This window comes from Bacillus cereus (genome assembly GCF_015071065.1).
Classification (GTDB): Bacteria; Bacillota; Bacilli; order Bacillales; family Bacillaceae_G; genus Bacillus_A; species Bacillus_A cereus_BA.
This window is the reverse complement of record NZ_VOVA01000004.1, coordinates 293,622-307,465: the sequence shown is the minus strand read 5'-3', so window position 1 is coordinate 307,465 and position 13,844 is coordinate 293,622. Positions and strand designations below refer to the sequence as shown.

The following is a 13,844-nucleotide window of genomic DNA, read 5'->3' as shown; positions in this document are numbered from 1 at the left end:
ATTTTCTCCTTGGTTATTTTTTGATCATACCTTTTAATACGAACGCAACGTTTGCTGGACGCTCTGCTAGACGGCGCATGAAATAGCCATACCAGTCGTTTCCATAAGGCACGTAAACGCGCATTTTGTAACCTTCTTTTACTAGCTCAAGTTGACGCTCTGTACGAATACCAAATAACATTTGGAATTCAAATTGATCCCTTGGAATGTTATGTTCTTCCGCAAGTTTTTTCGTATATTCAATAATCGCTTCGTCATGTGAAGCAATTGCAGTGTAATTTCCATTTAATAAGTGCATTTTAATAATTTTTTTATAATTGTCATCTACATCTTTCTTTTCCGGGAACGCTACTTCTTCAGGTTCTTTATAGGCCCCTTTTACAAGACGTAAATTAGGATTATAAGCGTTTAAATCTTCAATATCTTTTTCTGTACGATATAAATAAGCTTGAATAACAGTACCAATATTATCGTATTCAGATTTTAATTGTTTAAAGATATCAATTGTTTTTCCGCAGCGCGTATAGTCTTCCATATCAATTGTAATAAACACACCGTTTTCTTTTGCAGCTTCTAAAATACGGCGCATATTGTTCATTACAATTTCGTCAGAGATATCTAATCCCATAGAAGTCATCTTTAAAGAAAGCTGTGAATTAAGACCTTCTCTTCCAATTGCACGAATCGCTTCAATCGATTCGCTAGCCATTTCATTTGCTTCCGCTTCGTTATCAACGAATTCACCTAAATAATCGATTGTTACACAAAGACCTTGCTTATTTAATGCTTTAATTGCAGCTGTCGCTAATTCAATCGTTTCCCCTGCGACGAAGCGACCTGCACCAAAGCGTAAACCGTACTTTTTAGCCAGTTTTGTTAGCGCTTTATTTTTAGACAAGAAAAGAAACGAATTTCGCATTAATTGTTCCATGTAATTCACCCCTACGACTATAATTTATCTGTTTTTTACCCCTCTTCGAAATTATATCATTGTTTAAAATTATTTGATACAAATAATTATTTAGATAATTTATAAAATACTATCAAAACATTTAAAACCCTATATTCTCGTTTGTAAATATGAAGAAAATATTTTTCGACATTCAAAAAAAACGAGTTTACTAAGGAAAAAATGAGCATGCCGAAAATATTCGACATGCTCACAAAACCATTTATATTTCATCTAAATTATATGAGGATATTAATAACAAAAACTTGAGGTAACATTATCTCAAGCCTTCTTACTTCTCATTTCGCTTCTCATCATTCAGCTTTTTAATGTTCGTAATTAACTGTACCATCTCTTCTTTTGCATCTGGATACGTCTCATTCCAATGTTTCACTAAAGCTGGCATCGTCTTAGCTATATAAGAATAAAGTGCCCATTTCTGTACCTGCTCTTTTCGCTCCTCATTACTTTCTCCTAGCAATAATTCTGTATATTTCTCTAATAATCCATCAAATTGCTCATTAAACTTTTCACTCATCTTATTTTCCTCCTATATGAAAAAAGCAGCGAAGATCGCTGCTTTTTCTTATAATTTTGATCGAACAGAGTTTAATTTTTTCTCCATTGTGCTTACTTTATCACGACGATCATCGATACGAATTGTTGTCGCAACGCGCTGTGCACCTTTCGTGTATGGAACTTCATGCATTTGTTGAATGACTTCTAAAATGACAGGAAGATCCCCTTCAATCACTGTATTCATCGGTGTTAATTGATACTTCACGCGATCAGCATTTTTCTCTAATACCTTTTGTACTTCTGCTACATATTCACTAACACTTGGATTACCTGTTCCTACTGGAATAATCGATACGTCAACAATTGCCATAGTAACTTGCCTCCTATAAATCGCTTCTTAATATATCCATTGTCTATTTTACCAAAATCTTTACCATTTTAATAATATGTTATTCCTCTACTTTAAACTGCTCAACCAATCTTTCTAAGTCCCGCATATGCTCTGTCAAACTTTCCATCGTATGAGCTACCTTTTCTAAATGATTAACCTGTGACTCAGTCGCTGCATTCACCTCTTCAGAAACAGCTGCACTTTCTTGACTTGTACCAGCAATTGTGTTCATTACCTCTGTAATTTCTCCTTGCTCGTGACCTATGTTATTTACCTCTTCTACAATTTTTTCAACTGAAGTACTAATAGTATTTACAACTGACATAATTGTACAGAATTCAGCCTCTGCCTCTGTCGTAACTTTATTTTGTATATCCGCAATATCTTTCAATTTGCTTACAACTTCTACAACTCGTTTTACTTCTAATTGTACATCTCCAATCATCGTTGCGATTTCTCCTGTTGCCATTTTTGATTGTTCAGCTAATTTTCGAACCTCTTCCGCAACAACAGCAAAGCCCTTACCTTGCTCACCTGCACGTGCTGCTTCAATTGACGCATTTAAAGCTAGTAAATTCGTTTGATCCGAAAGACCTTTTATAAGTTCTACCACATTTTGAATCGATCCAACCCTTTGCTCTAACTTACCAGACGCTTCTTCTGTATGAACAACGATAGAAGATGATTGTCCTCTTGTACGAACTAAATTCCGCATCGTATTGAGCCCCTGTTTAGATGCTTCCTCTGCTTTGCCCGTCACACCCTTTATTTCACCAACGGAACTATTCATTTGTTCCATCGACTGTGCCATATTTTCAAGTTGTGCTGAAACTTCATCTACACTATTAGCAAGAGTAGACGCGCCTCCGCTCACATCATCCATTGCACCTGAAACCTCTCTACTAGCTGCTACAGTTTCATTCGTTAAATAATGCAGATTGTGAGTCGATTGCTGTACTGTCGATACACTATTTTTAATTTTACTTACCATTTCATTCATTTGCTCAACCATATCATTAAAGTGAGTCGTAAGCATACCAACCTCATCTTTACTTGTCACTTTCATTTGCAACGTTAAATCGCCTTCTGCTACTTTTTGAACGTGATTTGTTAATAGTTGTAATGGTCTTGCTAATCTTCTTGAGAATACATATGAAGCTAATATTCCAATCAACAAACTTATACATGCCATTATAATAACTGTATTTCTCGTACTACTTAACAATCCATCAATCGTTTGTTTCGGATAAAAGATTCCTATCTTCCATTTCATCGCATCAAATGACTGACTATAAACAACTACATCTTCACCTTTTAATGTAGTGACAGCATATTTTGTTACCTCTTTATTTAAACTCTTCATAAGTGGCTCTTTAGAAACATCTTTCCCTACTTTTTCTGGATAAACAAGAGCCATATTTTTATCATTTATAATAAACATTTCTCCGTCATTATTGTATTGAATATTGTGAAGCAACTTCTGAATTGTTCCGAGCGATACATCCATCGCAACAACGCCTAATACAGATCCATCTTGAGCTGTAATTGCTTTAGAAACCCCTACACTTAACTTTCCTGTCGCAATTTCATAAGAAGGTTGTCCCCAATGAACCCTTTTCACATCAGCCTCTGAATCTTTATACCACGGTCTTGTCGTTGGATCATATCCTTCTGGCACTTGCCCACCTTCAGCAAGATTGGCACTTAATGTTTTTTTATCTTTCGTACCAATATATAAATCTAAAATACCGGGATGATTCTTTTTATACTCCGCAAACTCTTTCGTTAAAAACGCTTCCTCTTCTGGAGTAACCCCATCTTGAAGCATATTACGAATCATCTCACTGTTCGCGTAATACCCCATATCTTCATCAGTTCTTTGAACAAATGTCGTAAGTTGCTCTGTCACAAGGTCCATCGTATTTTGTGAATACTGGTCTAAGGAACGCACTTCCTTTTCTTTCTGTAATTGATACATAGCTGTACCTAATATTACAAACATCATAGAAATAAGCACCGAAAATACTACTGCAATTTTTAAACGTAAACTTCTCAACATCTTCCCTCAAGCATCCCCTTCTCGATGAATTTAATTGTATTAATCACTATATTAAGTATAATAGATAAATCTGAAAGCTCAATCCTATATAGTTTAAAAAATTGAAATTTATTCTCATTTCAATAAGCTTAGTTATCATCACAACACTTGTGTAAAAACAAATAGTTCATTATCCTTAACATATAATCTCATTCGTTCGGAGGGAACTATGCTACAAAAATTCGGTTTCTCACAATATGAAAGCCAGGCCTATGAAGTTGTCGTATCAAGTAATGAACCATTAGATGCAACAACTATCGTTAAACATTCGGGTGTTCCAAAAGCAAAAATATACGAAGTGTTAGCACGTCTAATCGACAAAGGAATGGTAATGGATTCTGTTTCAGAAAAGAAAAAATTATATACAGCATTACCACTCAAGCTAGCAATTGAAAAGTTAACGACAGAATTCCAATCTAATATTAAAGAACTTGAAAATAATATTTCTAAAAAGTCATTTACAGATGACCGTGTTTGGAGTTTAAAAATGCAGTCTTCTATTAAAGTACAAAGTAGGCAACTTGTAGAAGATGCGAAAGAATCCATACGCATCTCCGCATGGAATGATACCCTTTTAGAATATCTTCCTTTACTAGAACAAAAAGCAAAACAAGGCGTCCAAGTCGAGTCCCTCATAGTTGGAAAAGTGGAAACAGACTTAGAAAACATGCATTTTTTAATCCCAGCTCAAGAACCTAACGCATTAGAGCGTTATTTACTACTCATCGTTGACGATCGCGAAATTTTATTTGCTGGTGTGGAGCAAGAATCATGGCAAGCGATGAAAACAATGTCACAACCTTTCGTGAAGTTCTTTACGGAGTTCTTCTATCATGACGTTGCACTTGCGAAGATTACAGAGAAGCATCTTGATCTCTTTATGCAGGATGAAGAAATTAAGAGTTTGTTGATGAAGTTGAGGTATTAATTGACTACAAAAGAAAGGAGTCTAGTTTTTCACCTAGACTCCTTTTCGTTTTGTTCCTTTATCTCCATCAATAGCCCAATAATTTTCTCATTTTGCTCTACTTGCTTCTCAGAATTTTGATAGATGAAACGAATCCATCTAAAAACAAAAACAATCACAAATAACGGAAGTACTGTGAATATAAAACCAATAATTGAATAATCCATATACTATCACCTCGCTATATACTTCCTTCTCCATTTCTCTACTAACCCCTGCAATTTTTCACAAAAAAAAAGAACCTATCAAACGATAGATTCTTCTTTCGTAAGCTGATTCGAGCGTCCTCTCGTAATAGAGAAAATCGCACAAAGTAGCGCCAATATAATGAAAACGCCGCCTACCCAAGCGTTATATATAACAGATGATTTTTCAATAACAACTCCGCCCACTGTTGAACCGAGCGCAATTCCTAAATGAAGTGCAGAGTTATTTAAACCTTGCTGAATACCAGCTGATTCTGGTGCAATTTCAATTAAATAGTTTTGCTGCGCTGGCGAAATCGCCCAGCTAAGCATACTCCAAAGCCCCATCATAATAATGAAGAGCGGGAATGAGAATGTCATTAGTGGCAAAATGAAGATTGCACATGCAAATACGATAATGATGGAAATAATGCTTTTCTTCGATCCCCATTTATCAGCAAGCAAGCCCCCAAGGCCGCCTCCAAGTACCGCTGCGATTCCGAAAATGAAGTAAAACACACTGATCCAATTCGCTTCAACATGCATGACATCTTTTAAAAACGGCGTTAAATATGCATATAGCGTTAAATGACCCGTTAAAAATAAAAATGATGTTAACTGTGCACTTACAATTTTTTTATCTTTTAACGTAGCAATTTGCTCTCTTACTGATAATACCGATGTCGGTGGTACTTTCGTTAAGAATAATGAAATACAAGCGATTGCCATAACTGTTAATATCGAAATTAATACAAATGGCGCACGCCATCCGTATGCATTTCCGAGTACAAGACCGAGCGGTACTCCAAGTACGAGTGATCCACTAATACCCATGAAAATGATTCCAATTGCACGCGCACGAAAATGCGGTTCTACTACACTAGAAGCAAGTGTTACCGATAGTGCAATAATAAGCGATCCACTCGCTGCACAAATGACCCTCGAGAACATTAACATCTCGTAATTCACACTAAATGCCGAAATGATATTTCCAATTAAGAAAATTGATAATGCCACAACATACAATTTCTTTCTTTCAAACTTGCCTGTTAATGCTAATAAAACTGGACCTGACAAAGCAAATACTACTGAAAATATTGTTATTAGCTGACCAGCTGCACTAATTGATACACCTAAATCATTGGCAACTAAATCGAGCGTTCCCCCTATAATTAGCTCAACCGTTCCGACTACGAAAGCCGCAATAGCTAAAATATATACACGAAAATTCAAGTCTTTCCCCACGCTTTCTATTTTGGTTACTACTATTATAGTAACCAAAATAGAAACTGTAAGCAAGTACAATTTTTTTACAGTAAAAAGGGTAGGCGTATTATACACCTACCCTTCTATCATTCAGTTTCTTTCTTCTTATTTAAGTACCAATATACCGGAAGTCCTGTAAATACAATTCCAATCGATAAGAAGCAACTTACCGGATCGTTAATAATCGCACTTCCAAGTACAAACAACGATCCTAAAATCGCAACAATTGGTACAATCGGGAATAACGGTACACTATATGCACGCTCTTTATCCTTGTTACGCTTTCTTAAAATAAAGACACCAATAAACGTCATTACATAGAAAATATAAATAATGAATACGGAAATCTCAGATAGCTTATTCGGATCACTAATAAGCATTAAAATAATTCCTAATATGATTTCCACAGTAATCGCATTCGCTGGTGTTTTAAACTTTTCATGTGCCTTTGCGATAAACTTAGAAAACGGAAGGTGTCCACGCTCTGCCATCGACATCGGAATACGTGGAAACGTTAAAATCTTTCCATTTAAACAACCGAAAATAGAAATGATAATACCAATACTAATAATTTTTCCGCCATACTCTCCAAGTAACATGCCCGCAGCTGTCGCTGTTGCGTTTTCTCCAAGGTCTACGATTTTCGCCGCTGGTAATACATTTAATAACGCTAAATTAATTAATACGTAAGCAGCTGTTACAATTACAATCCCAACCGTCATCGCTTTCGGTAATAACTTTGTTGGATTCTTCATTTCTCCGCCAATAGAAGCGAGTAAAATCCAACCATCATAGGCAAATAAAGTTGCTAAAATTGCCATCCCGATACTTTGATTTTCTGATATCGGTACAACTACGTTGAAGATATCACTATTCCCTTTCCAAAACCCTAGCACAACAATTAATATAATCGGAATCATCTTCCCAACTGTCGTAACCGTTTGGACGATGCCCCCATATTTTGTTCCCATACTATTTACAACGCCTAGGAGCACAACTGTTCCAATTGCGATTGGTAAATTCCATACTTTATCTAAATAGAAAAAATTGATCATTAAAGAACTAAAATACAAACCTAACGTTCCAATAATAGCTGGTCCATAAACAATTGTTTGCATCCAGCCAGATAAATACCCCCAAAAACTTCCGTAAATCTCCTCTAAATACGTATACAACCCACCATTTTTCGGAATTTGCGCCCCAATTTCGGCTACTGTCAAACCGCTTGCTAACGTCAACAGACCACCAATTACCCAAGCAAGAATTGCCATATTAGAACTCCCCGAGTAATCTAATACGCTCCCTGGTTTCATAAACACACCAGACCCAATAATAGTTCCTACTACGATAGAAAGTGCAACTGTTAAACCAATTTTGTTTTTCTCATCATGATGCATGCTGCGTATCCTCCTTCCAATTCTAGTGTGATGCAAAAATGAAATAAAAAAACACTCCTCCCTAAAAAAGGGACGAGTGTTGTATTCGTGGTTCCACCCTTGTTTCAATTAGTAAAGTGACACACTTCACCAATTTCTCAAGTCTAAATAACGGTTTTTGCCGGCAAGCAATTACTAGATATCCGTTCACTGCTGCAGTTCAGAGGTGGTAATCGATTTTCCCGTATTAGGAAGCTCACAGCCAAAGACTTCCCTCTCTGAGAATCGTAAAAAATTGATCATATCCTCATCATCACTTCTTGATGTCGAATTTTGTAGTTATTTCCCATTATATTGAATTGTTAGAAAAAATCAATATATTTTTTTATATAACAAAAGAAATATTCCTCTTCTTATATTATAACAGATGCTATTATATTTCTCTAATTTCCAATCAAAAGGACCGATTTCCACATTAAGAAATCGGTCCTAAATATGTACCTTCCGGTTGCCCACACGAAAGATACGACATTGCTCAATTATTTCTCATCTTTTTTCATAAAAAATTTTTGGTGAGGAAGATCAACATTTAATTCCTCTAATTGTTTCTTTTCATTTTCTAAAATTGCTTTCGCTTTTTCTTTCGCCTGATCATCTAAGCCTGCAAAGATGTCTTCATGCTTCTCTTTCTCTGGAAGTTTCACACCTAGTTTTGTTAATTCCTCTTGTGCTTGTTCACGCGTTAACTTCCCTGACTTCTTTTGTTCTAAAATCGACTTCGCTTTTTCTTTTGTTGCCTCATCTAGATTCGCGAACATGTCACCACGCTTACCCTTCTCTGGCAATTTCACTCCTAGTTTTGTTAATTCCTCTTGTGCTTGTTCACGTGTTAATTTACCCGATTTCTCTTGCTCCAGAATCGACTTTGCTTTTTCTTTTGCCTGATCATCTAACCCTGCAAACATTTCAACATGCTTACCCTTCTCTGGCAATTTCACTCCTAGCTTTGTTAATTCCTCTTGTGCCTGCTCACGTGTTAATTTACCCGATTTCTCTTGCTCTAAAATCGACTTCGCTTTTTCTTTCGCTTGATCATCTAACCCTGCAAACATGTCAACATGTTTACCCTTCTCTGGCAATTTCACGCCTAACTTTGTTAATTCCTCTTGTGCTTGTTCGCGTGTTAATTTCCCAGACTTCTCCTGCTCTAGAATCGACTTCGCTTTTTCTTTTGTTGCCTCATCTAGATTCGCAAACATATCTTTACGTTTCTCTTTCTCTGGAAGTTTCACACCTAGTTGCTCTAACTGTTTCTTCGTATCATCCATAATCGTTTTTACTTTTTGTTTTGTAGCGGCATCTAAATCCTTTTTCGCCGTTTTTGTAGGCTGCTCAGCTGCTTGCGTATTCGTTGCCGCAAATGCTGGTATGCAGGCTCCTCCTATAATTCCAAATGATAAAGCACCTGCAATTGCTAAATACCCAACTGTTTTCTTCTTCATAGGAAATTTCCTCCTTCATATTTCTAAAGCATGTACACTTTCGTGTACAATGCCTATAGTAATGTTGGTTTCTTAAAATTTCCTTAACGATGCAAATAAAAAACACCGCTCATCACGAGCGGCGTTGTTCTAAGCTTTTTGTAATTGTAATTCTTCACGTTCCATTATTTTTCTTAATACAATTGTTTGTGTCATTGTAAATAAGTTACCTGTAATCCAGTACAACACAAGTCCTGACGGTGCCGCAAATCCCATAAATAAAATCATTGCTGGCATCATAATTTGCTGTATTTTCAGCATTTGCACTTGCTCTCCAGGCGTTATATTTGATTGGAACACCTTCATTTGGATAAATGTTGTTAACGCTGCAATAATCGGTAATATATGATATGGATCTGCATGTCCTAGGTTCACCCATAAAAATGAAGATGTACGAATCTCTTCAGTTCGGCTAATCGCATAATACAAAGCAGAGAAAATCGGCATTTGTATAAAAATTGGCCAGCAACCAGCTAACGGATTCCAACCACCTGATTTCATTAGTTCTGACATTTCTTTTTGATACTGCTTTTGTTTTTCAAGATCTTTACCCACATCACCGTGTTTCTTTTTCAGCTTCTGTAATTCAGGTTGCATTTTTTTCATTTTCATTTGACTACGGTATTGCGAAACAGCTAATGGAATCAGTGCTGAACGAACAACAAGCGTAATGACAATGATCGCAATCCCGAAGCTTCCACCAGATATATGATGAGCAACAAATTGAATCATATACGATATTGGATATACGAAATAATGGTTCCAAATTCCCGTACTATGTGAATCAATTGTGCCTGCATTACTGCAGCCAGATAAAACAAAAACAAGTAATAATGATAAACTAATGAGCCCAGCTCGGTATGATTTTAACATGTTCATTCCTCCAATGTTTCGTAATTAATTAGCGAAACATTGGTGTATACGGACCTACCTCGTCACTCTCTCCGCTCGATTCTTGTCTGCGGACAGAACGAATCATTCCATATTTATAAAAAATAGAAAATAGCGGTACATTTCTTGTACCCTCTTCACACGTATCAACTAGTTTAAAAGCTCTCTGTCTACCGCTCGATGCTTGCTGACGCACAAAGCGAGAAACGTTAGCAAGAAAAAAGACTTCTAATACACAAAGCGCTGTCGTTACAAACGATATATATAGAATTGCATCCTGCAATAAAAATTCCATCGCTTCACATCCTTAATAAAGTCATTTTAGCACATTCAACAAACATTCTCTATTTCCTTTTATTTTCAAAAAAGAATTTTGCATATTTTTTCAAAAAACTATGCTAGAAAACCAATGTATTCGCTTTCTTTAGTATATTCACACGTATCTTTGAATAGGTTTGATTTGTTAGAAATTTATAAAATTTTTGCATTATAATAAAACTATTGCCAGTTTTTGAAAAAAGCTTTATTCTCTTCTTGTAATCAAAAATGAATATGGAGATGAAACATACTATGGGTCAACTAGGAGACGCCGATTACGTTCCCGACACCGCCTTTTTATCCTTCCCAGCAGCTAAAACATTTCACTTAGAATTTATCATACAGTTAGTTGTTATTTTTATAGCTTCTATTTTGTATGCAATTTCTATGAATATGTTTTTTATCCCGCATAATATGATTAGCGGTGGGTTCGCTGGTGTAGGGATGATTATCGGTTATTTAATGCACTACAATATCGGAGCACTTATCTTTTTACTAAACATTCCGCTTCTTATTTTAAGTCACTTTTACTTAGGTAAGAAGACAACCTTTTTAACGGCATACTTTGTAGCTGTATCATCTTTAGCGATGAACATTATCCCGGTACACCAAGTTTCAGACGATATTTTATTATCTTGTGTATTCGGTGGTGTCATCTGCGGTGCAGCCTCAGGAATCATATTCCGATTTGCTTCTTCAACAGGTGGTTTTGATGTTGTTGGATTGATTGTAGCGAAACATCGCGATGTTTCAATTGGAGCAATCATCTTTGGATTCAACTTAATCTTACTTGTTGCAGCAGGATTTATTTTCGGATGGGATATTACGCTTTATACGTTAATTAGTCGGTTTGTAGTCAGCAAAGTAATTGATGCCGTGCATACAAAACATATTAAATTAACGATAATGACAATTACAGAAAAAGGTGAGGAAATAAAAAGCTCACTATTACATCACGGCATACGTGGCGTAACAATGGTAGATGCTGTCGGCGGCTATACAAACCATAAGAAGAAAATGATTTACACTGTCGTAACTCGCTACGAGTTAGGCGAAATGAAACGAATCATTCGCCAAGTAGACAATCGAGCATTTATGAATATTACTGAAACCGTTGAAATCGTTGGACGTTTCAAACGTATATAAAAAGGCGCAAGGAACTGCAATTCCTTGCGCTTTTTATTTTTTACACTTATTACAAAATCAGATAATTCTATAATTGTGGCACTAAATGTGTTATAATAAAAGTAGACTTACAAAAAAGAGTATATAGACTTGGAAGTTTCTCTTATTATTATAAGCAAAAAGAAACGAGAAGTCGGGTATATTTCAGACACCATACACGTAACGGTTTTTTTAAAAAAACCGATCATCTTAGTTATTCTTCACTGATCTTTTTATAAAAAGATACGTACAACTAAAATTCACTTCAATATACTATACCTACCTTTTTGACTTCCAAATCATCTTATTACATAAGGAGATGAACATATGAATCAATATGTACGATACACACTAGCTGTCCTATTTGCCATCGTCGGCGGTGCAATCTGTTTCTGGACAAACATTCAGCTTGGAGAGAATATCATTTTTAATGGAATCGAAACGCTTGTAAGCGCTTCAATTTTAGGTGGATACATTTTCTTCCTCTTTAATCCAGAAGAAAATGCTCAAAAAACAATGTTATTAACAATGATCGGAATCGTTGGCGGATGTATTTCCTACTCAATGACAAACTATACATTACCACTTCAATTAAGCTCAGCTTTCTTCCACGGTCTATGGACTTGGTTTATCGCATTCTGCCTAGCAGACGTATTCAACCTATTACAAGACCACGAAGAAGAAAATGGCCAACAAATTGAAAGTAACTCGTAAGCTGGAAGATACTCTTCCAGCTTTTTTAGATCATCTCATATACCCTACGTGGTACTCCCTGAAATATATCAACGATTTTTTCATTATATCGATGTTTCAACACAGGATATCGCTTTAACGACATCCCTAAACCCTATCCCCCAAGCAATTTACTGCCAAACTCTACGATTAAAAAGATAATTAATAGGATCGCGAGTATTTTTAATGCTACGTATGCTACTTTAAAAACAGCATAGATGAGTAAAACTAACAAAATAATCGTTAAAATCTCCATATTTACTTCCTCCAAGCTTTGCTCTTCTTACCTCATTTTACTCGCCCCAGGCTTTTTACGGAACGGCATAAGATTACATATAGAAAAGAGGATACCTCACCCATCGTAAGATACCCTCTCCTTCAATTGCTCAAACCATTCTCTCTCTAATTGTAAATATCCTATTTCACTCTTCTCAGCGCTCTTCAATTCTTTATCAGCTTTCCTCATATAAACGTGGCAAGCTTCCTTATCATTCTCTAGATATTTAAGAATGCCTTGTGTACGGTAATACCCATGTAAGTCCAATCTTGTAATTGCCTTTGCATGTTCTTTCGCTTCTTGCAGGGAAAGACTTTCCTCCTGATACAGTACTTTATATAAAAGATACCAACTATGAAAACTACTAACGAAAAATTTATTTTCTTTCGTTACAGGTAATTGTACAGTTCTTTCCAAATACAATATCCCTTTTTCCATTCCCTCTTGATCAGAGCGAGCAAAAAAGACAAGCATTAGTCCGCTCATTATATCTCTTATACCTTTGTTCTCTTTTAGCTTTTCTTCACTAATTTCTACTAATCTCTCATCCCAATCTTTCAGACTTTTTTCACTTAATAACTCGCTGGATACTTGAATGTTAAATAAATGTTGTTTAGCCTTTTCATCATCTTTAATTAAAATAAGAAATTGCATGCCATCGCTTAATAGCGTTCCCTTAATTGGAATTGCTGTGACGGCGAAAATTGCAAAATGTAAAACAGAAAAGTATAAAAGCATATGGTAATAACTCACCATATATATGTAACCTGATACAATACCGAATACTAAACTCGTGATTGGTCCACCTAAAGTCATCCAGGCCCATTTTTTTGAAAGGTTCGGTGTATGTATAGATGGTGGCACTAGCATTGCGACGCCTCCAACATACATCCATATTTTATTTTCTCGAATTCTTACTTTTTCCTTTTCTTTTTGGACAGTAATAGGCCCTACTGTCATAAACTTAAATTTCAAACCGCCAATCAAACCGAATATTACATGCCCTAATTCATGGATAACTAACACTAACAATGCAATTCCAAAGACTGCCCACATTTCTATAATTACCTGTACTTTTTCTATTCGAATGAACCCATATAAAGCGGAGCAAACGAAGGCAACGAACATTGAAAAAGCAGGTCTTCTTAAAATGTCCAACGCTTCTCTCCC

At 35.9% G+C, this 13,844-nt stretch carries 15 protein-coding genes and 1 other annotated feature; of the genes, 3 read left to right on the top strand and 12 right to left on the bottom strand.

Annotated features, from left to right (window positions below; translation table 11 throughout):
* Positions 1 to 13 precede the first annotated feature (13 nt).
* The 4 genes from FT637_RS14840 to FT637_RS14825 form a co-directional block, all read right to left on the bottom strand.
* Positions 14 to 931: a proline dehydrogenase family protein gene (locus FT637_RS14840; protein WP_002015957.1), complete on the bottom strand. Its 918-nt coding sequence runs from the start codon at positions 929 to 931 to the stop codon at positions 14 to 16.
* 310 nt (positions 932 to 1,241) lie between these two features.
* A complete protein-coding gene (locus tag FT637_RS14835; RefSeq protein ID WP_002145027.1) occupies positions 1,242 to 1,487 on the bottom strand; it encodes a YusU family protein in 246 nt (81 codons plus the stop codon).
* Positions 1,488 to 1,535: 48 nt separating this feature from the next.
* Positions 1,536 to 1,838 (bottom strand): MTH1187 family thiamine-binding protein, encoded by a 303-nt coding sequence (locus tag FT637_RS14830; protein WP_001018862.1) that lies wholly within the window; start codon positions 1,836 to 1,838, stop codon positions 1,536 to 1,538.
* Between the two features lie 79 nt (positions 1,839 to 1,917).
* Entirely contained in the window at positions 1,918 to 3,918 is a 2,001-nt protein-coding gene (locus FT637_RS14825; protein ID WP_193646948.1) for a methyl-accepting chemotaxis protein, read from the bottom strand.
* Positions 3,919 to 4,126: 208 nt separating this feature from the next.
* Between FT637_RS14825 and FT637_RS14820 the strand changes: the two genes are divergently transcribed.
* Positions 4,127 to 4,885, top strand: a complete 759-nt coding sequence (locus tag FT637_RS14820) for a TrmB family transcriptional regulator (protein ID WP_193646947.1) — start codon at positions 4,127 to 4,129, stop codon at positions 4,883 to 4,885.
* 29 nt (positions 4,886 to 4,914) lie between these two features.
* On the opposite strand, the gene FT637_RS14815 is transcribed toward FT637_RS14820, so the two are convergent.
* The 6 genes from FT637_RS14815 to FT637_RS14790 form a co-directional block, all read right to left on the bottom strand.
* The gene (locus tag FT637_RS14815) at positions 4,915 to 5,091 is read right to left on the bottom strand and encodes a hypothetical protein (RefSeq protein WP_193646946.1); all 177 of its coding nucleotides are present in this window, start codon (positions 5,089 to 5,091) and stop codon (positions 4,915 to 4,917) included.
* Between the two features lie 78 nt (positions 5,092 to 5,169).
* Positions 5,170 to 6,450: an MFS transporter gene (locus FT637_RS14810; RefSeq protein WP_193646945.1), complete on the bottom strand. Its 1,281-nt coding sequence runs from the start codon at positions 6,448 to 6,450 to the stop codon at positions 5,170 to 5,172.
* Positions 6,451 to 6,461: 11 nt separating this feature from the next.
* A complete protein-coding gene (locus FT637_RS14805) occupies positions 6,462 to 7,772 on the bottom strand; it encodes an APC family permease (protein ID WP_193646944.1) in 1,311 nt (436 codons plus the stop codon).
* Between the two features lie 65 nt (positions 7,773 to 7,837).
* Positions 7,838 to 8,074, bottom strand: a binding site (T-box leader).
* A gap of 216 nt (positions 8,075 to 8,290) precedes the next feature.
* Positions 8,291 to 9,253 (bottom strand): hypothetical protein, encoded by a 963-nt coding sequence (locus tag FT637_RS14800; protein ID WP_193646943.1) that lies wholly within the window; start codon positions 9,251 to 9,253, stop codon positions 8,291 to 8,293.
* A 129-nt stretch (positions 9,254 to 9,382) separates the two neighbouring features.
* Positions 9,383 to 10,165, bottom strand: coding sequence for a membrane protein insertase YidC (locus FT637_RS14795; RefSeq protein WP_193646942.1), 783 nt, complete (start codon positions 10,163 to 10,165; stop codon positions 9,383 to 9,385).
* 28 nt (positions 10,166 to 10,193) lie between these two features.
* Positions 10,194 to 10,478, bottom strand: coding sequence for a hypothetical protein (locus tag FT637_RS14790; protein ID WP_002015967.1), 285 nt, complete (start codon positions 10,476 to 10,478; stop codon positions 10,194 to 10,196).
* A gap of 275 nt (positions 10,479 to 10,753) precedes the next feature.
* On the opposite strand from FT637_RS14790, the gene FT637_RS14785 reads away from it, so the two are divergent.
* A complete protein-coding gene (locus FT637_RS14785; RefSeq protein WP_193646941.1) occupies positions 10,754 to 11,647 on the top strand; it encodes a YitT family protein in 894 nt (297 codons plus the stop codon).
* A 345-nt stretch (positions 11,648 to 11,992) separates the two neighbouring features.
* Positions 11,993 to 12,379, top strand: coding sequence for a DUF3938 domain-containing protein (locus tag FT637_RS14780; RefSeq protein ID WP_193646940.1), 387 nt, complete (start codon positions 11,993 to 11,995; stop codon positions 12,377 to 12,379).
* Positions 12,380 to 12,512: 133 nt separating this feature from the next.
* Here the strand turns inward: FT637_RS14780 and FT637_RS14775 are convergent, their stop codons facing one another.
* Together FT637_RS14775 and FT637_RS14770 are read right to left on the bottom strand one after the other, a co-directional pair.
* On the bottom strand, positions 12,513 to 12,653 hold the full coding sequence (locus FT637_RS14775) for a DUF3985 family protein (RefSeq protein ID WP_193646939.1): 141 nt from the start codon (positions 12,651 to 12,653) through the stop codon (positions 12,513 to 12,515).
* 96 nt (positions 12,654 to 12,749) lie between these two features.
* Positions 12,750 to 13,832, bottom strand: a complete 1,083-nt coding sequence (locus FT637_RS14770; RefSeq protein ID WP_193646938.1) for a M50 family metallopeptidase — start codon at positions 13,830 to 13,832, stop codon at positions 12,750 to 12,752.
* Positions 13,833 to 13,844 lie beyond the last annotated feature (12 nt).

Bases quoted from the DNA above. Each gene is read 5' to 3' on its own strand.
- FT637_RS14840 (WP_002015957.1), bottom strand. From the start codon at position 931: ATGGAACAATTAATGCGAAATTCGTTTCTTTTCTTGTCTAAAAATAAA.
- FT637_RS14835 (WP_002145027.1), bottom strand. From the start codon at position 1,487: ATGAGTGAAAAGTTTAATGAGCAATTTGATGGATTATTAGAGAAATAT.
- FT637_RS14830 (WP_001018862.1), bottom strand. From the start codon at position 1,838: ATGGCAATTGTTGACGTATCGATTATTCCAGTAGGAACAGGTAATCCA.
- FT637_RS14825 (WP_193646948.1), bottom strand. From the start codon at position 3,918: ATGTTGAGAAGTTTACGTTTAAAAATTGCAGTAGTATTTTCGGTGCTT.
- FT637_RS14820 (WP_193646947.1), top strand. From the start codon at position 4,127: ATGCTACAAAAATTCGGTTTCTCACAATATGAAAGCCAGGCCTATGAA.
- FT637_RS14815 (WP_193646946.1), bottom strand. From the start codon at position 5,091: ATGGATTATTCAATTATTGGTTTTATATTCACAGTACTTCCGTTATTT.
- FT637_RS14805 (WP_193646944.1), bottom strand. From the start codon at position 7,772: ATGCATCATGATGAGAAAAACAAAATTGGTTTAACAGTTGCACTTTCT.
- FT637_RS14800 (WP_193646943.1), bottom strand. From the start codon at position 9,253: ATGAAGAAGAAAACAGTTGGGTATTTAGCAATTGCAGGTGCTTTATCA.
- FT637_RS14795 (WP_193646942.1), bottom strand. From the start codon at position 10,165: ATGTTAAAATCATACCGAGCTGGGCTCATTAGTTTATCATTATTACTT.
- FT637_RS14790 (WP_002015967.1), bottom strand. From the start codon at position 10,478: ATGGAATTTTTATTGCAGGATGCAATTCTATATATATCGTTTGTAACG.
- FT637_RS14785 (WP_193646941.1), top strand. From the start codon at position 10,754: ATGGGTCAACTAGGAGACGCCGATTACGTTCCCGACACCGCCTTTTTA.
- FT637_RS14780 (WP_193646940.1), top strand. From the start codon at position 11,993: ATGAATCAATATGTACGATACACACTAGCTGTCCTATTTGCCATCGTC.
- FT637_RS14775 (WP_193646939.1), bottom strand. From the start codon at position 12,653: ATGGAGATTTTAACGATTATTTTGTTAGTTTTACTCATCTATGCTGTT.